Source organism: Pseudomonas sp. LD120 (assembly GCF_009861525.1).
In the GTDB taxonomy this organism is placed as follows: Bacteria; Pseudomonadota; Gammaproteobacteria; order Pseudomonadales; family Pseudomonadaceae; genus Aquipseudomonas.
The window spans coordinates 252515-279208 of the sequence record NZ_WVHL01000002.1; the positions used below are offsets into that span (position 1 = coordinate 252515).

At 60.1% G+C, this 26694-nt stretch carries 18 protein-coding genes; 12 read left to right on the top strand and 6 right to left on the bottom strand.

What is annotated here, in order from left to right; genetic code table 11:
• The first annotated feature begins 132 nt into the window (after positions 1–132).
• The 10 genes from PLD_RS04190 (at position 133) to PLD_RS04235 (ending at position 13777) form a co-directional block, all read left to right on the top strand.
• Positions 133–1497 carry an APC family permease gene (locus tag PLD_RS04190; protein ID WP_159890106.1) on the top strand — a complete coding sequence of 455 codons (1365 nt, stop codon included), beginning with the start codon at positions 133–135 and terminating at the stop codon, positions 1495–1497.
• A gap of 9 nt (positions 1498–1506) precedes the next feature.
• Positions 1507–2607: a P1 family peptidase gene (locus PLD_RS04195; RefSeq protein WP_159890108.1), complete on the top strand. Its 1101-nt coding sequence runs from the start codon at positions 1507–1509 to the stop codon at positions 2605–2607.
• Between the two features lie 299 nt (positions 2608–2906).
• Positions 2907–4355, top strand: a complete 1449-nt coding sequence (locus PLD_RS04200) for a serralysin family metalloprotease (RefSeq protein WP_159890110.1) — start codon at positions 2907–2909, stop codon at positions 4353–4355.
• 93 nt (positions 4356–4448) lie between these two features.
• Positions 4449–4832, top strand: a complete 384-nt coding sequence (locus PLD_RS04205) for an AprI/Inh family metalloprotease inhibitor (RefSeq protein ID WP_159890112.1) — start codon at positions 4449–4451, stop codon at positions 4830–4832.
• 209 nt (positions 4833–5041) lie between these two features.
• Positions 5042–6823: a type I secretion system permease/ATPase gene (locus tag PLD_RS04210; RefSeq protein WP_256674541.1), complete on the top strand. Its 1782-nt coding sequence runs from the start codon at positions 5042–5044 to the stop codon at positions 6821–6823.
• A gap of 14 nt (positions 6824–6837) precedes the next feature.
• Entirely contained in the window at positions 6838–8154 is a 1317-nt protein-coding gene (locus PLD_RS04215; protein WP_371928929.1) for an HlyD family type I secretion periplasmic adaptor subunit, read from the top strand.
• 2 nt (positions 8155–8156) lie between these two features.
• On the top strand, positions 8157–9518 hold the full coding sequence (locus tag PLD_RS04220; RefSeq protein ID WP_159890118.1) for a TolC family outer membrane protein: 1362 nt from the start codon (positions 8157–8159) through the stop codon (positions 9516–9518).
• Between the two features lie 50 nt (positions 9519–9568).
• Positions 9569–11254, top strand: coding sequence for a polyurethanase (locus PLD_RS04225; RefSeq protein ID WP_159890120.1), 1686 nt, complete (start codon positions 9569–9571; stop codon positions 11252–11254).
• Positions 11255–11355: 101 nt separating this feature from the next.
• On the top strand, positions 11356–13209 hold the full coding sequence (locus tag PLD_RS04230) for a polyurethanase (protein WP_159890122.1): 1854 nt from the start codon (positions 11356–11358) through the stop codon (positions 13207–13209).
• A gap of 187 nt (positions 13210–13396) precedes the next feature.
• Positions 13397–13777: a hypothetical protein gene (locus PLD_RS04235; protein WP_159890124.1), complete on the top strand. Its 381-nt coding sequence runs from the start codon at positions 13397–13399 to the stop codon at positions 13775–13777.
• A 14-nt stretch (positions 13778–13791) separates the two neighbouring features.
• Here PLD_RS04235 and PLD_RS04240 read toward each other — a convergent pair whose 3' ends face one another.
• Entirely contained in the window at positions 13792–14016 is a 225-nt protein-coding gene (locus tag PLD_RS04240; RefSeq protein ID WP_159890126.1) for a YgdI/YgdR family lipoprotein, read from the bottom strand.
• 202 nt (positions 14017–14218) lie between these two features.
• On the opposite strand from PLD_RS04240, the gene PLD_RS04245 reads away from it, so the two are divergent.
• On the top strand, positions 14219–15871 hold the full coding sequence (locus PLD_RS04245) for a VRR-NUC domain-containing protein (protein WP_159890128.1): 1653 nt from the start codon (positions 14219–14221) through the stop codon (positions 15869–15871).
• On the top strand, positions 15868–18144 hold the full coding sequence (locus PLD_RS04250; protein WP_159890130.1) for an ATP-dependent DNA helicase: 2277 nt from the start codon (positions 15868–15870) through the stop codon (positions 18142–18144). The genes PLD_RS04245 and PLD_RS04250 overlap by 4 nt, the downstream gene beginning before the upstream one ends.
• Before the next feature lie 16 nt (positions 18145–18160).
• On the opposite strand, the gene PLD_RS04255 is transcribed toward PLD_RS04250, so the two are convergent.
• From PLD_RS04255 to PLD_RS04275, 5 genes are all read right to left on the bottom strand, one after another.
• Positions 18161–18574, bottom strand: a complete 414-nt coding sequence (locus PLD_RS04255; RefSeq protein ID WP_159890132.1) for a TIGR03067 domain-containing protein — start codon at positions 18572–18574, stop codon at positions 18161–18163.
• A 23-nt stretch (positions 18575–18597) separates the two neighbouring features.
• Positions 18598–19245 (bottom strand): response regulator, encoded by a 648-nt coding sequence (locus tag PLD_RS04260; protein ID WP_159890134.1) that lies wholly within the window; start codon positions 19243–19245, stop codon positions 18598–18600.
• Between the two features lie 74 nt (positions 19246–19319).
• Complete coding sequence (locus PLD_RS04265; protein ID WP_159890136.1) at positions 19320–22520, bottom strand: hybrid sensor histidine kinase/response regulator; 3201 nt, start codon at positions 22518–22520, stop codon at positions 19320–19322.
• Positions 22521–22630: 110 nt separating this feature from the next.
• Positions 22631–23821 carry an EAL domain-containing protein gene (locus PLD_RS04270; RefSeq protein WP_159890138.1) on the bottom strand — a complete coding sequence of 397 codons (1191 nt, stop codon included), beginning with the start codon at positions 23819–23821 and terminating at the stop codon, positions 22631–22633.
• Positions 23808–26642 (bottom strand): ATP-binding protein, encoded by a 2835-nt coding sequence (locus PLD_RS04275; RefSeq protein WP_159890141.1) that lies wholly within the window; start codon positions 26640–26642, stop codon positions 23808–23810. Before PLD_RS04275 ends, PLD_RS04270 begins: the two co-directional genes overlap by 14 nt.
• Positions 26643–26694 lie beyond the last annotated feature (52 nt).

Here is a 26694-nt window from a genome sequence, read left to right on the forward strand (position 1 = left end):
GTACTCCAATAGGGGAATTGGTCGACGCGTTGCAACTGCCTAGAGTGAGGCCCATCAAGTGCGACCCAGAACGCACCCGCCCGATGAATTTCGTTTCTGCCTCAGACCAACAATAAACACGAGGATAACGATATGAGCTCTCCCTCTACGCCCGACGGCGCGTTGAAACCCACATTGAGTGTGTTCGACGTGGTGGCCATCACCGTCTCCGGTGTGACCCCCGCCAGTTCGGTATTCGTGATCGCGCCCTTTGCCATCCATCAGGCTGGCAGCGGGGTGTTCCTGGCGTTCGTCATGGCCGGCTTGCTGGCACTGATGTTCGCCTTTTGCTACGCCGAACTGGGCCGGGCCCATAACAGCGCGGGTGGCGAATACGTGTACGCCAAGCGTGTGTTCGGCGGCATGGCGGGTTATGCCACTTTCCTCACGGTGCTGGTGATGCTGCTGTTCATTCCTCCGGTACTGGCCACTGGGGCTGCCACCTACTTGAACAATGCGCTGGGCACGAATTTCGATTCCCAGACCGTAGCCCTGGTGATTGTCGTCGGCAGCTATCTGCTGGGCATTCTCAATATCAAGCTCAATGCCTGGATCACCGGCACCTGCCTGCTGCTGGAAGTCGCGGCGTTGCTGGTGATTGTCTGGCTGGGGTTTGGCAATGCCACGCAACCGCTGAGCATTCTTCTGCACCCGCAGATTGTTGACCAGGGCGTGCTGCAGATGGCGCCCTGGGCCTTGGTGATCGGAGCGGTGGGTATCGGCTTGTTTTCCTACAACGGCTACGGACCGGCGGTACTGCTGGCTGAAGACATGAAGTGCAAGGGCCGTGGCGTGCACAAGGCGGTGTTGTGGTCCCTGGTGCTGGTGGTGATCATCGAACTGGTGCCGCTCACTGCATTGTTGATTGGCGCGCCGTCCTTGAGTGCGATGCTCGCCAGTCCCGATCCCATCGGCTATCTGCTCACCAGCCATGGCAATGAAACCCTCGCTCGGGTGGTCAGCGGTGGGATCTTTCTGTCGGTGTTCAATGCCATTGTCGCCATCGTGATCCAGATCGGCCGGGTGGTGTTCAGCAGCGGCCGCGATGCCTTGTGGACCCCTACCATCAACCGTTTGTTCACACGGATTCATCCGCGCTGGGACTCGCCATGGCTGGCTACGCTGTTCCTGGCGGTGCCTTCGGCGATACTCAGTTTTAGCTCGAATCTGGCGGACCTGACCTCTTTCAGTGTGCTGCTGATCATGCTGGTGTACCTGATCGTTGCCCTCAGCGCGTTGATGAGCCGGGTACTGCTGCGCGACCGCGAGCATCCCTATCGCATGCCCCTGTGGCCAGTGCCGGCACTGCTGGCGGTGATTGGCGCGGGGTATCTGCTGATCAATCTGTTCCTTGAGGCTTCCCTTCGCGACGTCATTGTGATCATCGGACTGCTGGCGCTGTCGGTGATTCTCTATGGCACTAATGGCCGGTATAGCCCGGCGTTTCAAAAACTGTAAGGAGTGGTTATGCGAGCACGTCAATTGGGTATCCGCCTGGGTCTGGGAGCGCCGGGCCCGTTGAATGCGATCACCGATGTGCCTGGGGTGCGAGTTGGGCACAGCACCCTGAACACCACCGTGGCGGGCAAACAGGTGCGTACCGGGGTTACGCTGATCCAGCCCCGGGCCGGGCACGCGCGCCAGCAACCCTGTTTTGCCGGTTGTCACGTGCTCAACGGCAATGGCGACGCCACGGGCCTGGAGTGGATACGCGAAGCCGGAACCCTGACCACGCCGCTGGCCATCACCAACACCCACAGTGTCGGGGTGGTGCGCGATGCCTTGATCGCTCTGGAGCGTGAAGCCCTTGAGGACCCTGCGGTGTATTGGTGCATGCCGGTGGTGATGGAAACCTATGACGGTTTGCTGAATGACATTTGGGGGCAGCATGTCGGCCCGCAGCAGGTGCTCGAAGCCATGGCCAGCGCCGAATCCGGGCCAGTGGCGGAGGGCGCGGTGGGGGGCGGCACCGGAATGATCTGTCATGAGTTCAAGGGCGGTATCGGCACCGCGTCACGCCGGCTTGCGGCGCAGCAGGGCGGTTATACCGTCGGTGCGCTGGTCCAGGCCAACCATGGTAAGCGCGAGGAACTCCGGGTGGACGGATACCCGGTGGGGCGCCGTCTGGGGCACATTGCTTCGCCCTTTGCCGAACGTGGCACTCCTGGCATGGGATCGATCGTGGTGATTCTGGCCACTGATGCGCCGTTGCTACCTCATCAATGTCAGCGCCTGGCTCAGCGGGCGTCTATCGGTATTGCCCGCACCGGCGGCGGCACCGAGGACTCCAGTGGCGATATTTTTTTGGCCTTTGCCACGGGAAACCAGGACTTGCCCTGCGCCGATTATGATCGCCAGGGCCTGGCGCTGACGACGCCGCTGGCGATGCTCAACAACGATCACATCTCGCCGTTGTTCAGCGCCGCCGCCGAGGCGGTGGAGGAGGCCATCATCAACGCCATGCTGGCGGCCAGGCCGATGATGTCGGCCGAGGGTGTGCAGGTGCCGGCGCTGACCCCGCAAGTCTTGCTTGAAGCATTGGAACTAACCGGTTGGAACAGAAGTTAACGGACTAAGAAAGGCGACGTGATTGGCACAACTGTTTATAAGGATATTTAATAATTAAATTGTAGATTGTTGGACAATTCGACCAAGTCAGCCGTTGTAAAAGATTCTTTCGACAGCGCGATCATTGTTTGCTGGAGTTCGCCGGAACAGTGGAAATTGACGTCAAAAAAGTAGTGGACGTTTGATTTCAGAATGTGTCAGCTTGCTTTCGCCTGCGTAGGGCGAGTGATAGGACGATCTCGCCAGGGATTGTCGCTATCGGACAAAAGCTGTTCCATTAATTACAAGGAAGTGTGTTTATGTCGAAAGTTACAGAAGACGCTATTGCATCTGCCGAACAACAACTGGTGCCGCTGGCTGCAGCAAGTTCGGCATATAACCAGATCAACAGTTTCAGTCATCAATACGATCGTGGCGGTGATCTCACGGTCAATGGCAAACCCTCGTTTTCGGTCGATCAGGCCGCCACGCAGCTGTTGCGTGACGGCGCGGCCTACAAGGACCTGAACGCTAACGGCAAGATCGACCTGACCTATACTTTCCTGACCTCGGCCTCCTGGAGCACCATGAACAAACATGGTATCTCCGGGTTCAGCCAGTTCAGCGCCCAGCAGAAGGCCCAGGCCGTACTGGCCATGCAGTCCTGGGCCGATGTGGCCAACGTTGTCTTTACCGAGAAAACCTCGGGAGGGGACGGGCACATGACGTTCGGCAACTACAGCAGTGGCCAGGACGGTGCGGCGGCATTCGCTTACCTGCCAGGCACGGGGGCCGGTTACGACGGCACGTCGTGGTACCTGATCAATAGCCGTTACACCCAGAACAAGAACCCCGATCTGAACAACTATGGCCGTCAGACCCTGACCCATGAAATCGGTCACACCCTGGGCCTGGCTCACCCTGGCGACTACAACGCCGGCGAAGGCTATCCCACCTACAAGGACGCCAGCTACGGCGAGGACACCCGTGGCTACAGCGTCATGAGCTACTGGAGTGAAAGCAATACCAGCCAGAACTTCAGCAAGGGCGGGGTCGAGGCCTATTCGTCCGGCCCGCTGATGGACGATATCGCCGCCATCCAGAAGCTCTATGGCGCCAACTACAGTACCCGAGCCGGTGATACCACCTACGGTTTCAACGCCAATGCCGGGCGTGATTTCTACAGCGCCAGCGCCTCCACCGACAAACTGGTGTTCTCGGTGTGGGACGGCGGCGGCAACGACACCCTGGATTTTTCAGGTTTTACTCAGAGCCAGAAGATCAACCTCAATGATGCCTCGTTCTCCGACGTTGGCGGCATGGTGGGTAACGTGTCCATCGCTCAGGGCGTGACCGTGGAAAACGCCATCGGTGGGTCGGGCAATGACTTGCTGATTGGTAACAGTGCCGCGAATGAGCTCAAGGGCGGGGCCGGTAACGACATCATCTATGGGGCCGGTGGCGCGGATAAGCTCTGGGGCGGTTCGGGCGCGGACACCTTTGTGTTTGCCGCCAGTTCTGACTCCAAGCCAGGTGCGGCCGACCAGATCATGGATTTTGTCAGTGGCCTGGACAAGATTGATCTGAGTGCAATCACCCAGGGGGCGGGACTGCACTTCGTCAACGCCTTCAGCGGTGCAGCGGGTGATGCCATCCTCAGTACCTCGGGCGGGGTCAGCACCTTGGCGGTGGACTTCTCCGGGCACGGCGTGGCGGATTTTCTGGTCAGCACCGTTGGCCAGGCAGCAGTCAGCGACATCATCGCCTAGGTAACGCAGGCGCAAGGCGCCGCCGATGCGGCGCCTTGCGTTCTTGCATTGGCCCCGGGGTTGAGCGAGTCTAGCCTGCAGATGGAGCACCCTATGACCCCACGCACCTTGAGTTACAAGGCGGCCACTTGGCTGCTGTTAACGCTGATGATGTTTTATGGAGCAACAACCATGGCAAGTAGCCTGCGCTTGGCGGACCCTTCGGAACTGGTTGGACACTGGCAGGTGCAGCAAACGGCCGCGCCGGAGAGCACTTGCCTCCTGGACCTGTTGCCAAACGCTGCCCTGGGTGAGGGCGCCGACTGCTTGTCGACATGGATCGGCGAGGCCGCGGTAGGTTGGTTTCCGGAGCCCGATGGCATCGCCATTACTGGACGGGAAGGATCAAGGATTATTTTTTTCAGCCGAGAAAAAGAAGGACTTTACGAGGCTCACCTGAAAAACAACGGCTTGATTGTTTTGCAGCGTGCACGCTAATTCGCGGCGGATGATCTTCGTTCAATACTAAGCGGCCACTATCTTGCCACTTTCGCAAAGTGCTGTTACATGTCGGATCGCTGTTAATGACAGATGTCCGGCTCGAGTGCGTTCGCAGATTTTATCCGCTAAGCAGCACGCGTGATTATTAGTCGGGCCGTATAAGGGCGCGCCACGCGTGGATGGTCAGTTCAGGGAAAACGTTGAAGATGTTGAAGAGCACTCATCCTGCACCACTGTTTAAAGCACTGGGCGAATATAAAGGCATTCTTATCAGTGTTGGTTGTTTCACCGCATTGATTAACCTGCTGATGCTGGTGCCTTCGATTTATATGCTGCAGGTCTACGACCGGGTGCTCTCATCGCAGAATGAAACCACCCTGGTGATGCTGTCACTGATGGTCGTGGGCTTTTTTGTGTTTATCGGCCTGTTGGAAGTGCTGCGCAGCTTTATTGTCATCCGCATTGGCAGCCAGTTGGAGCGCCGTTTCAACCTGCGGGTTTATCAGGCGGCGTTCGAGCGCAATCTGTCTCGCGGCGAAGGTCACGCCGGGCAGTCGCTGGGGGATCTGACCCATATCCGACAGTTTCTCACCGGGCCCGCGCTGTTTGCGTTCTTCGACGCGCCGTGGTTCCCGATCTACTTGTTAGTGATCTATGCCTTCAACGTCTGGCTTGGTGTATTTGCCACGGCGGGCGCGGTGCTGCTGATCGCACTGGCGTACCTGAACGAAGCCATGACCAGGAAGTCCTTGGCGCAAGCCAGCGGTTACTCGCAACGATCCACGCAACTGGCCACCAGTCATCTGCACAATGCCGAAACCATTCAGGCGATGGGCATGCTCGGCGCGTTGCGCAAACGTTGGTTCGCCGTGCATTCACGTTTTCTCGGCTTGCAGAATCAGGCCAGCGATACCGGGTCGGTGATCAGTTCTTTGAGCAAAACCTTGCGGCTGTGTCTGCAGTCTCTGGTACTGGGCTTGGGCGCCTTGCTGGTGATCAAGGGGGACATGACGGCGGGGATGATGATTGCCGGGTCGATCCTCATGGGCCGGGTGCTGAGTCCCATCGACCAGTTGATCGCGGTGTGGAAGCAGTGGAGTGCGGCCAAGCTGGCATATGGGCGCCTGGATGCGTTGTTACGCGAGTTCCCACCCAGCGATACCGCCATGTCATTGCCGCCGCCCAAGGGGCAGGTCAGTTTCGAGCAGGTCAGCGCCGGGCCGCCCGGGCGCCGGGTGGCCACGCTGCAGCAGGCGAGCTTCAGCATCGATGCTGGCGAGGTACTCGGGGTGCTGGGGGCGTCCGGCTCCGGCAAGTCGACTCTGGCTCGGGTGTTGGTGGGCGTCTGGCCAACCCTGGCCGGCACCGTGCGCCTGGACGGCGCGGACATTCATCGCTGGAACCGGGATGAACTGGGCCCCTATATCGGCTACTTGCCCCAAGACATCGAACTGTTCACCGGCAGCATCGCCGAGAATATTGCGCGCTTTCGCCAGGCCGACCCGGAATGGGTGGTCCAGGCGGCGCAACTGGCCGGGGTGCATGAGTTGATCCTGCGCCTGCCCCAGGGTTACGACACGGTGCTTGGCGACGACGGCAGCGGCTTGTCCGGTGGCCAGAAGCAGCGGGTAGCCCTGGCCCGAGCGCTCTATGGCAACCCGAGCCTGGTGGTGCTGGATGAGCCCAATTCCAACCTTGACACCGTGGGCGAGAGTGCCCTGGCTGCGGCCATTGCCCAGCTCAAGGCTCGCGGCACCAGCGTGGTGCTGGTGACTCATCGCTCATCGGTGCTGGCCTTGGCCGACAAGCTGCTGGTGCTCAATGACGGCCGCTTGCAGGCTTTCGGCCCCAGCCAGGAAGTGCTCAAGGCGTTGTCCGGCGCCCAGCAGTCCCAGGCACCAGAGCCGGTCAAACCGGCGGTGATGCCCTATGGCGGCTTGAGCATGAGCCGTCAGTATCAGGCCCCGACACGGAATAAAGGTGCATGAGCAAGGACCGCAACATGATGATCGAAGAGGATTACGCGCCGGAGCGGGTTGAGCGTGACGCCGTTTTTTTTGCCCGCATGGGCTGGATTCTGGCGTTGGTGGGCGCGGGTAGTTTCTTTGCTTGGGCGGCGTTGGCACCCCTGGATCAAGGTATTCCGGTGCAGGGCACGGTAGTGGTGTCCGGCAAGCGCAAGGCGGTGCAATCGATGAGCAGCGGGGTGGTCAGCCGGATTCTGGTGCGCGAGGGTGAACGCGTGCAGCAGGGCCAGCCGCTGTTCCGCCTCGACCCCACCCAGGTCGCGGCGGATGTGCAGGCCCTGCAGGCCCAGTACCGCATGGCCATGGCCAGTCTGGCGCGCTGGCGCAGTGAGCGCGACAACCTCAAGCAGGTGGACTTTCCGGCTCAACTGAGCAATAGCGATGACCCGCGCCTGGCTTTGGTGCTGGAAGGCCAGCGGCAGCTGTTCAGCAGCCGGCGCGAGGCGTTCTCTCGCGAGCAGGCGGGCATTCGCGCCAATATTGAAGGTGCCACTGCGCAACTGGCGGGCATGCGCCGGGCGCGCAGCGACCTGGGTAATCAGGCCCAGTCCCTGCGCCAGCAGTTGAGTAATCTGCAGCCCTTGGCGGACAACGGCTATATCCCGCGAAACCGCTTGCTGGAATACCAGCGCCAATTGTCCCAGGTGCAGCAGGAACTGGCACAGAACACCGGTGAAAGCGGGCGGATTGAACAGGGCATCATCGAATCTCGGCTCAAGCTGCAACAGCACAGCGAGGAGTACCAGAAAGAAGTGCGCAGCCAGTTGGCCGAGGCCCAGCTCAAGACTCAGACCCTGGAGCAGCAACTGACCTCGGCGGGTTTCGACTTGCAGCACAGCCAGATCATCGCTACCGCCGACGGGATCGCGGTCAATCTCGGGGTGCACACCGAAGGCGCGGTGGTACGCCAGGGCGAAACCCTGCTGGAGATCGTGCCCCAGGGCACTCATCTGGAAGTGGAAGGGCGCTTGCCGGTGAACCTGGTGGACAAGGTGGGGACCCACTTGCCGGTGGACATTCTCTTCACCGCCTTCAACCAGAGCCGCACCCCACGAGTGCCTGGCGAGGTCAGTCTTATCTCGGCTGACCAGATGGTCGACGAGAAAACCGGCATGCCTTACTACGTGCTGCGCAGCAGCGTCAGCGACCACGCCATGGAAAAGCTCAATGGCTTGGTGATCAAGCCCGGGATGCCGGCAGAAATGTTCGTGCGTACCGGCGAGCGTTCACTGCTCAATTACCTGTTCAAGCCGCTGCTCGATCGGGCCGGCTCTGCACTGACCGAAGAATAAGGATGTTGCGTCGTATGCGTCAGCTTTCCATCCTCGTCGCCGCCGTGTCTATGCTGGTGTGTCAGGGGGCCCAGGCCATGGGGCCGTTCCAGATCTACGAACAGGCCCTGCGCAACGATCCGGTGTTCCTCGGTGCCATCAAGGAGCGTGACGCCGGTGTTGAGAACCGCGCCATCGGCCGTGCCGGGCTGTTGCCCAAGCTCGGCTACAGCTACAACAAGGGACACAACAACTCCAAGGTCACCTATCTGGACACCGTGCGCGGCACGGTGACCGACAAACGCAACTACGACAGCTACGGCTCGTCCCTGACCCTGCAGCAGCCGTTGATCGACTATGAGGCCTACGCCAACTACCGCAAAGGCGTGGCGCAGGCGCTGTTTGCCGATGAAAACTTTCGCGGCAAGAGCCAGGAGTTGCTGGTGCGAGTGCTGAGTTACTACACCAAGGCGCTGTTCGCCCAGGACCAGATCGACATTGCCCTGGCCAAGAAAAAAGCCTTTGAGCAGCAGTTTCAGCAGAACCAGCACTTGTTCCAGCAGGGCGAGGGCACCCGCACCGACATCCTTGAAGCCGAGTCACGCTACGAGCTGGCCACCGCCGAAGAAATCGAGGCCCGGGATGAGCAGGATGCCGCCCTGCGCGAGCTGGGCGCCTTGATTGGCGTGCCAGATATCGATGTGCGTGACCTGGACCCTTTGCAGGAGGACTTCCAGTCGTTCTCCCTGACGCCTGCCAACTACGACACCTGGCATGAAATGGCCTTGAGTAACAACCCGGTGCTGGCCTCCCAGCGCCAGCGAGTAGAAGTGGCGCGCTTTGAGGTGGAACGCAATCGCGCCGGGCACCTGCCTAAACTCAGCGCCTACGCGACCTTGCGTCAGAACGAGTCGGAAAGCGGCAACACCTACAACCAGCGCTACGACACCAACACCATTGGCATTGAAGTCAGCATGCCGCTGTACGCAGGCGGCGGCGTTTCGGCCTCCACCCGTCAGGCCAGCCGGTCGATGGAGCAGGCTGAGTACGAGTTGGAGGGTAAAACTCAGGAAACGCTGATTGAGCTGCGTCGTCAATTTAGTGCCTGCTTATCGGGAGCCAGCAAGTTAAGGGCTTATCAGAAAGCCCTGAAGTCGGCCGAGGCCCTTGTGGTTTCCACCCAGCAAAGCATTCTCGGTGGCGAACGGGTCAATCTGGATGCACTTAACGCGCAACAACAGCTCTATACCACCCGACGAGACTTGGCTCAGGCCCGTTATGACTACCTGATGGCCTGGACCCAGTTGCATTTCTACGCGGGCACATTGCGAGAAGAGGATCTGGCCAAGGTCGATGAGGCCTTTGGTCAGAGGGCAGTGCCTTAGGCTTTGCTGAAAAAGCGCTTGATGGCACTGCAATAACTAGGAGAAACAGCATGAGCATCTTTGACTATAAAAATGCCCTTGGCGGTACTGGCAAAGCCCAGTACAGCGATGCCATCACCCTGGCCCTGTATGCCGGGTCGCCGACGGGCGAGGCGTTGCCGGGCACCTCATGGCGTCCGATTAGCGCGACGCAACTGGGTTACCAGGGCAACATCAGCGCCCAAGGCACCATCTCCGGGGAGCAGACTTCGGTCAGCGATGCCCAGGTCGAGATTCTGGGTAAGTACGATGCCGCCGGGCAGTTGCTGTCCATCGGCATCAGCTTTCGCGGCACTGACAGCCTGGCGGACGCGTTCAATGACCTGCAGGCCGCCTTTGTTCCGGGGTTTGCCGACAACTACAGCCGCTTGGCCTTTGACAATCTGCTGGGCAAGGTCGCTGCGTTCGCTGCGGCTCAAGGCTTGAGTGGCGAGGATGTGCTGGTGACCGGGCACAGTCTGGGCGGGCTGGCGGTCAACAGCCTGGCGGCCATGAGCGGCGATCATTGGAGCGGCTTCTTCAAGGATGCCAACTACGTGGCCTTCGCCTCGCCGACCCAGAGCGCCAGCAACCCCCAGGTGTTGAACATCGGCTATGAAAACGATCCAGTGTTCCGCGTGCTGGATGGCACCCACTTCAACGCTTCATCCCTGGGCACCCATGACAGGGCTCAGGATTCGGCGACCAACAACATCGTCAGTTTCACCGATCACTATTCGTCGCTGCTGGGCAAGGTGGTGCCGCAAAGCATCCTCAATCCCTTGTCGTGGTCGGCCCACAGTGCGGTGGGCTACGCCGCCGGCCTCAACCGCCTGCTCGACTCGGACTTCTATGACCTGACCAGCCGCGATTCGACGGTGGTGATCGCCAACTTGTCGGAAGGCAAGCGCGATCAGGTCTGGGTCAAGGACCTCAATCTCTACGCCGAGAAACACACCGGCAGTACGTTCATCATTGGCACCCAGAGCAATGACCTGCTGCACGGCGGCAAGGGCAATGACTACCTGGATGGCGGTGCCGGCGATGATCGTTTTCGCGATGACGGCGGCTACAACATCATCCATGGTGGCCAGGGGCATAACGTCCTGGAACTGCAACAGCCGTTGACGAACTTCTCCATCGCCAACGATGGCGACGGCACTTTGTATGTCCGCGACGCCTACGGCGGCATCAGCATGACCCGCGACGTGGGGGCCCTGGTCAGTCATGAGACTGGGAGCTGGTGGCAACTGTTCGGCAAGGACGTGAGCCACAGCGTCACGGATAGTGGCTTGCTCAGCGGCAACCAGTTGACGGCCTACAACCACTCACTCAATGGCGATGCCTATGGCAATGCGTTGGTGGCCAGCGTCGACGGCGACTGGCTGTTCGGACACGGCGGCGATGACTTGCTGAGCAGCGACAAGGCCAACGTGACCTTCGTCGGCGGCGCCGGTAACGACGTCATGTACTCCAGCGGTGGCGGGGCCAACACCTTTCTGTTCAGCGGGCATTTCGGTTTCGACCTGATTCATGGCTATCAGAACACGGACAAGCTGGTGTTCATGGGCGTGGCGGGCATCGACGCGCAATACGACTACAGCCAGCACCTGTCACAGAGCGGCAACGATACGCTGCTCAACGTCGGCGACTACTCCGTGACCCTGGTCGGGGTTGGCATGGACACCCTGTCCGGCTCAAGCCTGGTGTTTGCTTGAGGGCGTTCGCCCCACCTTGTATTTGAAACATCGGAGCCCCTGACATGGGCTCCGGTGGCATTAGCTTTCTCTGACAATTCCAACAAAAGAGAGGCAATACCATGGGTGTCTTCGACTACAAACACTTCACCACAAGCGATTCCAAGGCGCTGTTCGCCGATGCCTTGGCCATCACTCTGTACTCCTACCACAACCTCGATAACGGCTTTGCCGTGGGTTACCAGCACAACGGTTTTGCGCTCGGGCTGCCGGCGACCTTGGTCACCGCGCTGATCGGCAGTGGCGATTCCCAGGGGGTGATTCCCGGCATTCCCTGGAACCCGGATTCGGAGCAGGCCGCCCAGGATGCTCTGCATCAGGCCGGTTGGTCGACGATCAGCGCTCAGCAACTGGGTTATGGCGGCAAGGTCGATGCCCGGGGCACGTTCTTCGGTGAGAAGGCCGGCTATGACACGGCCCAGGTGGAGATCCTCGGCAAGTACGATGCCCAGGGCCAATTGAACGCCATTGGCATTGCCTTTCGCGGCACCAGCGGGCCACGTGAGTCGTTGATCAGCGACTCCATTGGCGATGTGATCAATGACCTGCTGGCGGCGCTGGGGCCCAAGGACTATGCCAAGAACTACGCTGGCGAGGCCTTTGGCACGCTGCTGGAGCAGGTCGCCGCCTTCGCCCAGGCCAACGGACTGTCCGGCAAGGACATCCTGGTCAGCGGCCACAGCCTCGGTGGGCTGGGGGTTAACAGCCTGGCGGACCTGAGTGGCGAACGCTGGTCCGGGTTCTACCAGGATTCCAAGTACATCGCCTACGCCTCGCCGACCCAGAGCGCCAGCGACAAGGTGCTGAACATCGGTTATGAAAACGATCCGGTGTTCCGTGCCCTGGACGGCTCCAGTTTCAACCTGTCGTCCCTCGGGGTTCACGATGCCCAACAGGATTGGGCGACCAACAACATCGTCAACTTCAATGACCATTACGCCTCGGCCCTGTGGAACGTGCTGCCGTTTTCGATCCTCAACATCCCCACCTGGATTTCTCACCTTCCTACCGGCTATGGCGATGGCCTGACCCGGGTGCTGGAGTCGAAGTTCTACGACTTCACCAACCGGGACTCGACCATCATCGTCGCCAACCTGTCGGACCCGGCGCGAGGCAGCACCTGGGTCCAGGACTTGAACCGCAACGCCGAAACCCACAAGGGCAGCACCTTCATCATCGGCAGCGACGGCAACGACCTGATCCAGGGTGGACGCGGCCACGACTACCTGGAAGGCCGCGACGGCAACGACACCTTCCGTGATGAGGGTGGCTACAACATCATCCTCGGCGGCAAGGGCGCCAACACCCTGGAGTTGCAGCATTCGCTGAAGGACTACAGCTTCGCCAGCGATGGCGCCGCCAGCCTTTATGTGCGCGATGCCGATGGCGCGATCAGCATCACCCGTGACATCGGCGCGATTAAGAGCAAGGAGCCGGGGTTACTCTGGGGCCTGTTCCAAGATGATGTCTTGCACCAAGTCACCGACCAGGGGCTTAAAGCGGGCAACCAGTTGACTCAGTACGCCTCCTCGGTAACGGGCGATGCTGGCGACAACCTGCTCAAGGCCCATGCCGGAGGAGACTGGCTGTTCGGCCTGGAAGGCAACGACCACCTGATGGGTGGCAAGGGCAACGATGTGTTTGTCGGCGGCGCGGGCAATGACCTGCTGGAGTCGGTGGGCGGTCACAATACTTTCCTGTTCGAGGGGCACTTTGGCCAGGACCGCATCCTTGGCTACCAGAGCGGCGACAAACTGGTGTTCATGGGCGTGGCCGATGTTCTGCCGGATCAGGACTACCGCGCTCATGCCAGCAGCCAGGGCAATGACACCGTACTCACCTTTGGTCAAGACTCCGTGACCCTGGTGGGGGTCAGCCTTGAGCACCTCAACGGTTCGGCGATCACCTTGGCTTGATGCGCTCGCGACGCGGGGCGCGGTCGAGGCCTCGCGTTACTGTCAACGTGATGAGTGTGACCTATCGGTCAAGTAGCGACTCCAATGCCGGTAAAGTCCAGGCCCGTTAGTGCGTTACTTCAGGTAGGCGACGTCCCATCGGGATTGGGTTCCATCGATTAAAGGCAATGGCAGGAGAGTTTTCACGGTGAGTAACGGTAAGTGCTACGCAAGCGGTTTGGTGCTGGCTCTATGGGCGTTGGTGGCCGCCGCCGAGGAGTTGCCGCAGAGCTCGATTTTGAAACGTTACGGGGTGAGTCCGGAGCAACTGCCGGCCGCTCAGCCGGCGCCGCCAATAAAAGAGCAAGCGACGCCAAGCCGCTTCAAGCTGCAAGCGGAGCAGCCCGTGGTGAACCTGCGCCTGGGCGACGGCCAGGCCCCGGTGAGCACCGGCAACATCAGTATCGATAACGCCCAAGCTCGAGAGCGCGAGCGTTGCCAGCAGATGCGTGATGCGTTGTCAAAGCGCGGCAAGGCCCAGAGCCTGATCTGCAGTCCGGGGCAGGGGCCCTTTCCCTGGTCGCCTTGAGCTGCGCGGCTGAATCACTCTTCCTGGCGGACCGTGGCCACCTCGTCCGCCTTGACCCGGATGGTCTTGCCGGAGATGTCCTGAAACTCGTAGAAGCCATCGGCGGTCTTGGTCTTGGGCTGGTCCCGGGTCAGGTATTGGGTGCCGTTCTGCAGGGTTACCACGGTGGGCGAGGCGCAGCCGGACAGGCTCAGGGCGCTGACAGTAGCCAGGAGCAATCCCAGGGTTTTCATGTTCATAAAGACCTCTAAGCGATGGGGGTATCCGCGTTGGCCGGACACTTTAGTCATGGCTCGTTGGTGTAGTGAAGACGACGAAAGTTCGACGGGCCATGGAAAAATCCGCCCCCCGCCATTTATCCAATAGTGTTTGCCAGATCAGGGTGCCGGCTGTTATCTGTACGCATAACCAGTAGCAGTCCAGCCGTGGCGTCTTCATTCCGTGACTTCCAACCCCCTCGAAAACCCCTTCTATTACCTGCATAACTTTCAGCAAGTCTTGAACTGGCTGGAGCAGCGTTATGCCGATGTGCTGAGCCCCGACGAGCAGCGCTTCATTGTCGATTTCGCTCGCCTGGCCCAGCCTTCCCAGGCGTTGCTGGTACGCATGGTGATGCGTAAGGGCCGGCATTTTCGCCTCAGCAAGCTCAGTTACCCGGAGATCGGCGACAGTGGCCAAGCGGCGATGCCATTGCTCGAATTGGGCTGGGTGCAAGAGCAGGCGCCACTGGCTGTGGATGAGGTGTTCGGTCTGTTGCACAAAGCCGAGATTCTTCAGGGTTTCAAGGCCCAAGGGCTCCAGGCCAAGGCCAAGAAAAGCCAGTGGCTGACGTCACTGCAGGCGCAATATCCAGAGCCGCAAGCCTTCGGTCGATGGTGCCCGGAGTTGCCGGACAGGCTCTTGAGCTTGACGGTCATGCCCTTGTGCGATCGTTTGCGCCTGATGTTTTTTGGCAACCTCTACCAGGACTGGTCGGAGTTCGTGCTGGCCGACCTGGGGATCTACAGCTACGAAAAGGTCGAGATCAGCGCTGACGCCCGTGGCTTGCGTTGTCGCGACGATGTTGACGGTTTCTTCTATCTGCATGCTTGCCAGGAGGCGTTCGAGGCGGGCCAGGACGTGCCCGCTGTGCTGGCGCGCATTGCCGCATTCAGCACCGCCAACCCGTGGCTGGAAAAACGCCGAGGCAAGCTGCTGTTCCAGCTCGGCCAGCACTGTGAACGCCTGAAGGACTGGCTGCTGGCCAGGCAGATCTACGAACAGTGCCTGTACCCCGGCGCCCGCTTGCGTTTGATCCGGGTGCTGGAGCTCAGTGCTGAATACCAGGCGGCCCTGGCAGTGGCGGAACGGGCGGCGCTGGCGCCCCAGAGCGCCGCCGAGGCCCAGCAGCTCGTGCGGGTGATGCCCCGTTTGCGTCGCAAACTGGGTGGACCGCCGATACCTCGGGCCGCCAGCCGCGAGATGCCACGGTTGGATCTGTGCCTGCCCCGTGACGTCGATGGACTGGGGGTGGAGCTGCATGTCCAGGCGCATCTGCACCTGCCCCAGGCGCCGGTGCACTACGTCGAGAACAGCCTGATCAACTCGTTGTTCGGGCTGCTGTGCTGGCCGGCGATCTTCGCCCCGTTGCCCGGAGCGTTCTTTCACCCGTTTCAGCGCGGCCCGGTGGACTTGTTGAGCGAGGATTTTCATGAGCGGCGCAGCGATCTGTTCCAGGCCTGCCTGGAGGAATTGGACGATGGTCGCTACCGGGACAGCATCCGCCAGCGTTTTGTCGACAAGTGGGGCCTGCAGTCGCCCTTCGTGTTCTGGGCCGCCTTGAGCGAGGCGTTACTGGAGCAGGCCCTTGACTGTTTGCCGACCGAGCACCTCAAGCATTGGTTCCAGCGGCTGTTGCTGGATATCAAGGCCAACCGTGCCGGCATGCCTGATCTGATCCAGTTCTGGCCCAAGGAAAAAACCTACCGGATGATCGAGGTCAAGGGGCCGGGGGACCGCTTGCAGGACAACCAACTGCGCTGGCTGGATTTCTGCCAGCAACATCGGATGCCGGTGGTCGTGTGTTACGTGCAATGGCAGGACCCCGCGACGTGAGCTATCGCATCGCCGTGCGCGCCTTGTGCGAGTTCAGTGCCAAAAGCGGCGACCTGGACCTGCGGTTCACCCCATCGCCCACCGCCCTGGAGGGCATCGTCGGGCACCGCACCGTGGCGGCCCGGCGCAATCCGGGTTACCAGAGCGAGGTGGCCCTGGAGGGGCGATACCAGCAATTGCTGGTCAAGGGCAGGGCGGACGGTTACGACTCGGGGCAAAACCTGCTGGAGGAGATCAAGACCTACCGTGGCGACCTGGCGCGCATGCCCGATAACCACCGGCAGTTGCACTGGGCGCAAGCCAAAGTCTACGGCTGGTTGCTGTGCCAGCATTTGCAACTCTCGAGCCTGAGAGTGTCGCTGGTGTATTTCGATATCCTCAGCGAACAGGAAACGGCGTTGGTGCAAGAGCACAGTGCCGAGGCATTGCAAGACTTTTTCAATCAGCAGTGCGCGTTGTTTCTGCGCTGGGCGCAGCAGGAAATGCACCACCGAACCGCGCGGGATCAGGCCACGCGGGATTTGCGTTTTCCGCACGGTGAGTTTCGTCGGGGGCAACGTCATCTGGCCGAGTCGGTGTACAAGGCGGTCAGCACCGGGCGTTGTCTGTTGGCCCAGGCGCCCACCGGAATCGGAAAGACCCTGGGCACGATCTTTCCGATGCTCAAGGCCATGGCCCCGCAACAGTTGGATAAACTGCTGTATCTCACCGCCAAGACCCCGGGACGGCAACTGGCCCTGGAGGCGGCCCGGGTGTTGTTTGCCAGCCACGCCCAACAGCCGTTACGGGTGTTGGAACTGGTGGCCCGGGACAAAGCGTGTGAACACCTCGACAAGGCCTGCCACGGTGAGTCGTGTCCGCTGGCCAAGGGCTTTTACCAGCGCCTGCCCGCCGCGCGTCAAGCGGCCAGTCAGGTGCCGATGCTCGACCGCCAGGCGTTGCGTCAAGTGGCCCTGGAGCATCAGGTCTGCCCTTATTACCTGAGCCAGGAAATGGCGCGCTGGAGCGATCTGCTGGTCGCCGACTACAACTACTATTTTGATTTCAGTGCCTTGCTGTTTAGCTTGGCCCAGGCCAATCAATGGCAGGTGGCGGTGCTGGTGGACGAGGCCCACAACCTGGTGGCGCGCGGGCGCGGCATGTACAGCGCGAGCCTCGATCAACAGCAGCTGGCCAGCGCGCGCAGTCATGCTCCCCCGGCACTGAAAAGTCCCTTGCAGCGTTTGAATCGCCAATGGAATGCCTTACACAAGGAGCAACTGGCACCGTACCAGGCTTATGAACAGCTACCTTCAGCGCTGCTCAAGGCTTTGGCCTTGTGTATTGGCGCGCTGGGGGATTACTTCAACGAACAGCCTCAAGGTCTGGACAGTGGCTTGCAGAGCCTGTACTTCGAGCTGCTGCAGTTCGCCCGGGTGGCGGAGCTGTTTGATGCGCAGCAGTTCATCTTCGATATCAGCAAGCGCTCGTTGAGCGCCAAGCGCAGCCTGTCGTGCCTGAGCCTGCGCAATGTGGTGCCGGCAGCGCTGATTCGTCCGCGGCTAACGGCAGCCCGCAGCGCGGTGTTGTTTTCCGCGACCCTCAATCCCCGGCGTTACTACAACGATCTGTTGGGCTTGCCGGAGACCACCGTGTGGCTGGAGGTGGAATCGCCATTCGCCGCCGCTCAACTGCAGGTGCACATCGTCAGCCGGATCTCCACCCGCTACGTGCACCGTCAAGCCTCAGTGGCGCCGATTGTCGAGTTGATGGCCCGTCAGTTCGAGGCGCGACCGGGTAATTACCTGGCGTTCTTCAGCAGTTTTGATTACCTGCAGCAGGTCGCCCAATTGCTGGCCCGTGAGCATCCACACATCGCTGTGTGGCTACAGTCCCGGGGCATGGATGAGGCATCGCGACAGGCCTTTCTCGAACAGTTTCGCGCCGATGGGCAGGGCATCGGCTTTGCCGTGCTCGGGGGGGCATTTGGTGAAGGGATCGACTTGCCCGGGTCGAAGCTCATCGGCGCCTTTGTCGCCACCCTCGGCCTGCCGCAGCTCAACCCCTTGAACGAGCAGATGAAGCAGCGCATGGCTGCGCTGTTCGGTTCGGGCTACGACTACACCTACCTGTATCCAGGGTTGCAAAAAGTGGTTCAGGCCGCAGGCAGGGTGATTCGCGGGCAGACCGATCGCGGTGTGTTGATGTTGATCGACGATCGTTTCGCCGAATCCAGGGTCCGGCAGTTACTACCCGGGTGGTGGGACATTGCCATGGACGGCGCATCTGTCTGAGCGTCCATGGCAGGTTCTATGGATGCGGGCGGACGCGGACAAAGCGGCGCAGGGTCTGCCCAGGGCCGGTACGGAACTGGGTGGGTCTGGGCTGGCCCTGGTCGGCGGCGATGAACACGAAATCATCGTCAGTCAGTTGGTAGCTGGCGGGTAACCGTTTACCCGCGTCCAGGCCGATGGCGTCGATCCAGGTGATGGACTTGGGCGTGGTGCTGCTGTCGAGGGTGAAGCGCCCGCCCAGTAGCAACTCGCCGGTGACCGTCACCACGCGAAACTGATTGCCTTCAATCAGCGTCAGCGCCCCCGGAGCGCTGTGTTCATCGGGCGGATTGAGCACGCCGCTGTCTTCCAGGCAGGTTTGCTCCCAGGCCCCTTGCAGGCGATCAAGCTCCAATTGATTAGCGCTGTCGGGTGATGACGCAGTATCCATTCTTGAGCGTTTCCGTTAGAGGGTCAGTTGAAGATGTTGCGACCGATGCAGTAAGTCAGCAGGTCCTGATCGCTTTGCACCTCGAGTTTGCGCATGGCGGAAATCTTCTGCGCGCTGATGGTTTTCGAGCTGCGGTTCTGGCTGCGGGCGATGTCGCTGACGCTTTTGCCTGACACGAACAAGCGAAGGATTTCGAACTCCTTGGGCGACAAGGTGGAAATACGCTCATCAATGGCGACATTCGATTCCAGCACCGAGTTGGAGGCCGGTTCCAGGCTGCGGTAGGTGCCTTTCTGGGCAATGGCCTTGAGGGCGGTCTGGATTTCTTCGTGCAATTGGCTTTTCTGGATCACGCCGACCACTCCCAACTCATGCAGGCGGGTCAGGATCAATTGATTGGAAATCATTGTCAGGATCAGGATCTGCAAGTGCGCAAAGTTGCGCTTGAGGTATTCCACCAGCTTCAGGCCGTCGCCGTAAGGTGAGTCGCCGGGCATGTTGTAGTCGGTAATAACGATATCCACCGGCTGGGTTTCCAACAGTTTGATCAGGCCTTTGGAACATACGGCTTCACCGACGATTTCGAAGCGTTCATCGCGCTCCATTAACTCGCGAACGCCGAGCAGCACAATAGGGTGATCGTCAGCAATGACTACTTTCAGTTTTTCCATGGCAAACACACCCGTGCAATACGCTAATTAGTAAATAAACTTGAGACTGTCGGTACATTAAACCCTGCCGGCCATTATTCAAGTGGCAACAGAAGTTCGGACAAGCGCTGCATCAGTTGCCTGACTTCACTCTCCAGTGCTGGCACCAAGGTGTTCTCCAGCAGTTGACACTCCATTTCGGCACAGGCCTTGGCCAGCGTGCTGGCCTGTACCGCGCCCATGGCTCCGGCAATGCTATGCATGCGTTCGGCGGCAGTCTTGCCCGCGCCGGCAGACAGTGCCGCTTCGAGGCGTTGTAAATCCTCGCGCATGGTGCTGACAAACAGCGCTCGCATCTTATCCGAAACCTGGATGCGCTCGTCTGCGAGGGCAGGGGCCACGGGCTGGACCTGGGTCGCGGCGGGACGTTCCGCGACCCGCTTCGGCTGGGCGGGCGCTGGACTGTCGGGGGGCGTTTCGCAAAGCTGCGAGAGCTGCCCACGCAGGGTTTGCAGCGTCATGGGCTTGACGATCCAGGCGCTCATTCCGGCCTCTAGGCAGCGGTTGCCTTCCTCGCGTAAAGCGTTGGCGGTAACGCCGATGATGGGCAATTGCGGATCACGTCGGCGCAGTTCCCTGGCCAAGTCGTAGCCATTCATGATTGGCATGTTGACGTCGGTTACGGCGATGTCGAACTGGTTTGGTTGCCACTGTTCCAGGGCTTGTTCGCCATTAGCTGCCAGGGTCACCTCGCAACCCAGCGCTTCCAACTGCTCCTTGATGATTGCCTGGTTGATAGGGTTGTCCTCCGCCACCAGGGTCTGCAGGTTCAGTGGGTGCAAGGTGCCGCAGTCCCGGGGGGCTTCCTGCAAAGGTTGCCCTTGACGAGCCAGTACCGCTGCCTGGGCAATGGCGCGGATATTGTGAGCGTCGACTGCCCATTGCGTTGGCTGATCATGGTTCTGGTTGCGCCCGTGGTTGCCAGCGCTGACGCGGGGACCGGGCCAGGGTTGCGGGTTGTCTCGCGCCAGCATGTCGATCAGCACCGTGTTTTGCGGCGCGTCATCGCCTCTTGCGGGTACTGGGTACGCTTGGACCCCCAGGCGATTGAGCCAGTCGCAGGTGCTTTTCGTCAGTTCTGGCACGGGCGCTCGCACATAGACCGGTGGTCCGTCAGGCACCGGGTGGAGGCCGGACAGCGAACCGTGCTGGCGCTGCAAGGTCAGGCGAAAGGAGAAACTGCTGCCCAGTCCTGGCTCGCTGATCACTTGCATCTGGCCGTTCATCATGTCGCACAGACGTTGGCAGATCGCCAGTCCAAGTCCGGCTCCGGCTTCGGTCGAAGCCTCGCGGACCTGATAGAAGGGGTCGAACAGTTGAGGTTGTTGCAGGGCAGAGATACCGATCCCGGTATCGGTGACTTGCCATTCGATACTGGCCTGCTGGGCACTGAGCTCCGGCACCCGGACCCGCAACACCACGCGGCCGCTGTCGGTGAACTTGATCGCATTGCTCAGCAGGTTGTTGAGAATCTGCCGGATGCGCATGGCGTCGCCCAGCATCAGGTCTGGCAGGTTTGGATCAATGCAGGCGTACAACAACAACCCGCGACGCTCGGCAAGAGCGGCATAGGCGCGCAAGGCCTCTTCGACCATGTCCAGGGGACAAAACTTCACCGACTCGATGGTCATTTGTCCGGACTCGATCTTGGACACATCAAGCACATCACTGATCAGTTGGAACAAGGTGCTGGAGGAGCGCTGAAGGGTGTGCAGGTAGTCTTTCTGGCGTGGATCCAGGGGCGTCAGGCCGAGCAGTTCAAGGGTGCCGAGCAGGCCGTACAGGGGCGTGCGAATCTCGTGACTCATGGTGGCCAGAAACAGCGTCTTGGCTTCGCTCGCCGCGTTCGCCGAGCGCTGAGCCTGCTCCAGTACCTGATCTTCTTCGACATGTTGGGTGATGTCGTTAAAGGCGCACAGCACAACCTCCTGACCCTGGTAGCGGGTCGGGACGAACGTCACTTGCAGGTGACGCCCATCGATCTCCAGGCAGCTGTTGCGGCTGTCGATCAAGTTCGGGGTCTGCTCGAGCAAGGGCAGTAACCCGGCGCCGCATTGCCATTGCCGGGCCTGATGGTTCTCCAGCAGGAGCTGCAAGTTCTCGCGACGCAATATGCACATGCCACTAGGCGCGGCGTCGATGAGCGCTCGACTGAAGGCCTCGCTCTCGGCGAGGCTTTGGTAGGCCCTTTGTGCCGGCTCCACGACCTTCTTGCGGTACCAGCGGCTGGCGGCCCAACCGCAGGCCACTGCGCTCAGCGCTAGACCCAGCAGGCTCAGCAAGGCCCACAGAGCATAGTCGAGGTAGCTTTTGTAGCTAATGGTATAGAGCCCGGTCCAAAGGCCTGGACTGTCACTTGTGACCTTGAAGATCATGCCCTTCGAGCTGAAATTCAGGCCTTCGTGCACAACCCGGCTCGGGTCCTGGGAGCCGCTAAGAACGCGGCCTAATGGTTCGATCAAGGTGAAGTCGTCATAGATCGACCAGTCCATCAGGTGTTCGATGTGGTTGACCTCGTCCAGGTCCAGCAATGAGGCCGCGACCATCCAGTTGTCCGTCCCGCGAGTCTGTTGCGGGTTGGTTGCCGGCGGCAGGTTGATGTAGGCCAGTAGTTTGGAAGGCAGCGCGTGCGAGTCGGGGAGTGTGTACTGCTCCCAATATACATGGCTGTCGGGCAGGGCATTGCGCGTCGACGCCAGACGCTTCAACACCTGTTTCACCAGGGCATCGTTGCTCCAGGTCTCGCCGCGCCCAGGGCGCGCCGCGGGCGCGCTGATATCGAAACCACCGAACGCGTTGAGCACAAAAGTGCGTGGCGCCAGATGGTGCGAGGTGGACCAGAAGTTGTTGTAAAACGTTGATAGATGAGTGCCCAAGCTAAATACCTTGGGCATTTCGTCGGCGGTCAATGGCTGCTGATCGGCGTTCGGTCTCAAGGGCGGCAAATAGTGATACGGCTCGCCTTCATCAGGCTGGCGCGTCTCACTGACTAGTAGGGCGTCGATCGAACTTCGGGCCGCTACGCGCCGCAAGAACAGCTCCTGCTCCTGGATGTTTTCCATCAACTGGGCGAAATGCGACCTGACGCTGCGCTGCTGCTCGTCGATCAGGCGTTGGGTGGTCCAATAGAGCGTTGCGAACAACAGCAGCGCCAGGCTCAACACCATCAGCAGTCCTTTTTTCAGCCGGATAGAACTTCGACTCAGATTCTCCAGGAAGGTGTTGCTGTCTTTCATCACTGATTTCCCAAACACATGCAAAGGCATTACTGCCGAGATTCCTACCTCTAAAACAAAGCCCGTCAGCGATCAGTTAATGTTGCGTGGGGGAGCCATGAGTTTATCGCTTAGTACACAGTCGCCGGTCCGTCTTGGGTCAGCAATTGCTGAAACTGCTGCGAGGAAACGGCGTGGGAAATCAGGAAACCCTGCACTTGGGTGCAGTCGATTTTCCTCAGCAGGGCCAGCTCTTGTGCGCTTTCCACACCTTCGGCCACCACGGTCAGGCCCAACTGACGACCCAGCGCAATGATGCTGGTCAGCGCCTGGGCCATTTCTTCATTGTTATGGCAACCCTGGACCAGGGCCCGATCGATCTTCAGCTCGGTAAAGGGGGTCGACACCAGGTTCATATAGGAGCTGTAGCCCTTGCCGAAATCGTCCTGGGACAGGCCGAAGCCTTTGATGCGCAGGCGGCAGGCTCCAGCGTAGAAGTTGCTGATGTGTTCGGGAGTGGAGCATTCCATGAGTTCAAAGCAGATCTTGCCCGGTATGCCTTGGCGCTCGATCACGAAGTCATGCAGGCGATCGGCCAGATCGGAGCTGTTGAGCAGGTGGGTGGGTAGATTGATGGAAACCGGAATGTCGTAGCCGTCGTCGCGCCAGCTCACCTGGGCAGCCAGAGCCTGCTCGAGAATCAGCCACAACAGTTGTTCCTCAAGGCCGGCCTCGGTGAGCTCCGGAAGAAAGTCGCAAGGAAGCAGCATGCCGTGCTCCGGGTGCATCCAGCGCACCAACGCCTCGGCGGCGACGATCCGTCCGTTGTTGAGGGCCTTCTTGGGTTGAAACCAGGCTTGAATCTGCTCTTCGCGTAGGGCTTGTTCGAGGGTTTCCCGGCTGCACTCGACGCCGATCGCAGGCGGCGGGGCAGTGGCGGCCAGGTCGGGTAATTGCGCGGTGAGGTTACGCAGTGCAGCCAGGTTTACCGGTTTGGAAATCAACCCGATCACCCGCAAGCCCAGGTTGCGCGCCACCAGGCTTGCGCCCATCAACATGCGGCGTGACGAAGCACTCATGATCGCCAAGGCCGGCCGCGCACGCTGGGCCGCCAGGCCCTGGATGAACTGCACGCCATCCATGCCGGGCATCAATAGGTCTGTCAGCACCAGGTCGAAATGCCGTTGCTTGAGACGCTCTAGAGCCTCTGTGCCGTTGCTTGCAACCTCCAGTTGATAGGGGCCCAACTCGTTGAACAGGTGCTGAAGGTACATGTACTGAAACGGCTGATCTTCGACAATCAAAATGCTACAGGACTTCATGGGGAGCTCTTTCATAGGGCGCCAGGTAGTTGAACAACGCTCTTAATGCAAAGGGTTTCACCAGGCAGTGGTTCATCCCGGCTGCAAGACAGAGCTCTTCTTCTCCGCGCATTGCATTGGCCGTCGCCCCGATGATCGGGATCGAACAGCCCTGACGTCGAAGCTCCTTGGCCAGTTCATAGCCGTTGAGCTTCGGCATATTCACATCGGTCAACACCACGTCGAAGTGACCGGTCCTCCAGATGGCAAGGGCTTCCTCTCCGTTTGAAGCCAGTTCCACACTGCAGCCCAGTTCCTCCAACTGATCCTTGAGGATCAATTGATTGATCACGTTGTCCTCGGCCACCAGCACGTGCAGGTTGAGCTTTTTCAGTTCGCGGCAGTCAGGGTGCTCTTCGCTGTGCACGACCCAGACGCCTTGCGCTTGGCTGACGGCCTGGTGAATCGCTCGCAGATTGTTGGTATTGACCTGCCAACTGCCGCCACGAATGCGCGGTTCGTTGTGGCCATCACCGCTGGCCACCACCAACGGGCCTTGCCAGTCGGGCTCCAGGCGTTGCTCCACTGCGCCCGGGTGCAACTCGATCAGCACATTGCCTCGACTGCGATCGGCCACCGTAGGCAGGCTGAATTGGGCGCGAGCCCCCCAGCGGCGCAACCAACCGGCCACGGATTCGGCCAGCTCGCGCACAGGCGACACCACATAGATCATTTCTGGCAGCAAGGGGCTGATGGCCGGGGTGTTGAACACCGTGGAGGACGCTTCAAGCGGCAGCGTCAGGGTAAAGCTGCTGCCCAGCCCAAGCTCGCTGACCATGCGAATGTTGCCATTCATCAATTGCGTCAGGCGCTGGCAGATAGGCAGGCCCAGGCCGGTCCCGGCGATGACGTTGGTGTTGCCCTCGGTCTGATAGAAGGGCTCGAAGATCAGCGCCTGATCATCCTGGGCGATGCCGCGGCCGGTGTCGGAGACCTGCCAGAGGATGTTGCTGCGCTCACCGTCCCGACTGTCTACCTTGACCCGCAGGACGATGCGCCCTGAGTCGGTGAACTTGACGGCGTTGTTCAGCAAGTTACTGAGGATCTGCCGAATCCGCGTGACATCCCCCAGAAGGATCTCAGGCAACTGCGGATCGACGCAGGCATAGAACTGCAGGCCCTTGGCCTGGGCCGCCGCGGCGTAGGCCTGAATGATTTCGTGCACCAGATCCAGAGAGGAGAACTCGCTGAGCTCCAGGGCCAGTTGCCCGGCTTCGATCTTCGACACATCAAGCACGTCGCAGATCAGTTGCAGTAGGGTGCCGGATGAGCCTTCGATTGCCCGCAGGTAATCCCTTTGCTGGTTGTCCAGTTGAGTGCGCGAGAGCAGCTCCAAGGTGCCCAGCACGCCGTACAGAGGGGTGCGGATTTCGTGGCTCATGGTGGCCAGGAACAGGGTCTTGGCTTCGTTGGCGGTATCGGCCAGGCGTTTGGCCTCTTCCAGGGCCGCTTCGATCTGCTTGCGCGCACTGATGTCGCTGAAAGCGCAGAACAACACGTCCTCGCCGCTGTAGCGGGTGGGCGCGGAGCTGAGGTAGAGGTGACGTCCATCAGCGGTTTCAAAGTAGTCCGAGCTGTTGGGACGGTTAGGGTCGAACGCTTGCTCGATCCACCCGGCACACAATTGCTCGCGTTCAGTGCCATTGCCCAGCCATTGTTGGGACAGGGTGTTTTCCAGCACCACACGGCCATCGCTGCGGCGCAGTACGCAAAGGGCCACCGGGGCAATCTGAATCACGTCACGGCTGAATGCTTCGCTTTCGATCAGAGCCTGGATCCGGTGCAGCGCCGGAGCGATCAGGCGCACTTCGATCCAATGGGTCAGAAAACCGATCAACGCCATGCCGAACAGGCTGATGAGCAAGGCCGCGAGGAGTGGCGGCCACAGACTTTTGAGCAGGTTTTTCAGCTCAAACGAATACACCAGCTGCCAATCCGACGAGCCCAGCTGCTTGCTGATCACCAGGTGATCGGGCCACCAGCGACCGCCGAGAAAACCAAAGAAATTGCCGCCCTGGACCTGCTGGACGTCCTCGCTCAACTGGGCGCTGGGAGCGCTGCTGAAGATCAACCCACCCTGGGAGTTGAACATCATGAAGTCCCCGGCGCTCTGGTCACTGAGGGCTGCGGAGACACTCTTGCCGTCCATTTCCAGGCCAAGCCAGCCGGAGTTGACAAAGCGTTCGTCGAGACGGGTGAAAATATACAGCTTGGGGATGGTGGAGGAGTGGTCCATCAGCCACAGCTCGTTGCCCATCGGCACCTCGTCGAGCTTTACGTTAGCCAACTTGGACAGGAGTCTGTCCGGAAGGTCCGCAGCGTTGGCCTGGGTACTAAAGAGACGCTGTAGATGAGGGTGTTCCCCTCCGTTTATATAAAGCAGGTTCAACTGCTTGTTTTTCAGGTAATCACGCATGCGCTGGGTCAGCCAGATACCCCATTGATTTGCGTTCGGATCACCCAGATGCAAATGGATTTCTTCGGCGGAATTGCTGACGATGGTGTCGCCATCGAGCGGTTTGGATTTGTGCACGGCCGACAGGCTCAAGCTTTCCAGCAGAGCCTCGCGACTGGTGAAGAAGGTTTGGGCTTCGGTGATGGCGCTGCTCATGTAACTGCGCCGGTGTGACAGCTCGTTATTGATGCTTGAGCGCAAGAAGTTGTAGACCGCGCCCAGCAGGCCGATTAAAAAAATCAACGCGACAAGACGAAGCAGCCGACGGGCTGCTTCTGGACTGGAAAAAAGGGGATTGATCTGATGCAGGTAGCTTTTTAATCTCATCCGCCAACTGTAATGGGGGGGCATGCCAAGCAGGGATCAGACAATTCTTAAA

Excerpts from the sequence above, each read along its gene's own strand:
- PLD_RS04270 (WP_159890138.1), bottom strand. The coding sequence starts at position 23,821 with ATGAAGTCCTGTAGCATTTTGATTGTCGAAGATCAGCCGTTTCAGTAC.
- PLD_RS04275 (WP_159890141.1), bottom strand. The coding sequence starts at position 26,642 with ATGAGATTAAAAAGCTACCTGCATCAGATCAATCCCCTTTTTTCCAGT.
- PLD_RS04265 (WP_159890136.1), bottom strand. The coding sequence starts at position 22,520 with ATGAAAGACAGCAACACCTTCCTGGAGAATCTGAGTCGAAGTTCTATC.
- PLD_RS04260 (WP_159890134.1), bottom strand. The coding sequence starts at position 19,245 with ATGGAAAAACTGAAAGTAGTCATTGCTGACGATCACCCTATTGTGCTG.
- PLD_RS04220 (WP_159890118.1), top strand. The coding sequence starts at position 8,157 with ATGTTGCGTCGTATGCGTCAGCTTTCCATCCTCGTCGCCGCCGTGTCT.
- PLD_RS04205 (WP_159890112.1), top strand. The coding sequence starts at position 4,449 with ATGACCCCACGCACCTTGAGTTACAAGGCGGCCACTTGGCTGCTGTTA.
- PLD_RS04230 (WP_159890122.1), top strand. The coding sequence starts at position 11,356 with ATGGGTGTCTTCGACTACAAACACTTCACCACAAGCGATTCCAAGGCG.
- PLD_RS04240 (WP_159890126.1), bottom strand. The coding sequence starts at position 14,016 with ATGAACATGAAAACCCTGGGATTGCTCCTGGCTACTGTCAGCGCCCTG.
- PLD_RS04210 (WP_256674541.1), top strand. The coding sequence starts at position 5,042 with ATGTTGAAGAGCACTCATCCTGCACCACTGTTTAAAGCACTGGGCGAA.
- PLD_RS04215 (WP_371928929.1), top strand. The coding sequence starts at position 6,838 with ATGATGATCGAAGAGGATTACGCGCCGGAGCGGGTTGAGCGTGACGCC.
- PLD_RS04190 (WP_159890106.1), top strand. The coding sequence starts at position 133 with ATGAGCTCTCCCTCTACGCCCGACGGCGCGTTGAAACCCACATTGAGT.
- PLD_RS04200 (WP_159890110.1), top strand. The coding sequence starts at position 2,907 with ATGTCGAAAGTTACAGAAGACGCTATTGCATCTGCCGAACAACAACTG.
- PLD_RS04255 (WP_159890132.1), bottom strand. The coding sequence starts at position 18,574 with ATGGATACTGCGTCATCACCCGACAGCGCTAATCAATTGGAGCTTGAT.
- PLD_RS04195 (WP_159890108.1), top strand. The coding sequence starts at position 1,507 with ATGCGAGCACGTCAATTGGGTATCCGCCTGGGTCTGGGAGCGCCGGGC.
- PLD_RS04225 (WP_159890120.1), top strand. The coding sequence starts at position 9,569 with ATGAGCATCTTTGACTATAAAAATGCCCTTGGCGGTACTGGCAAAGCC.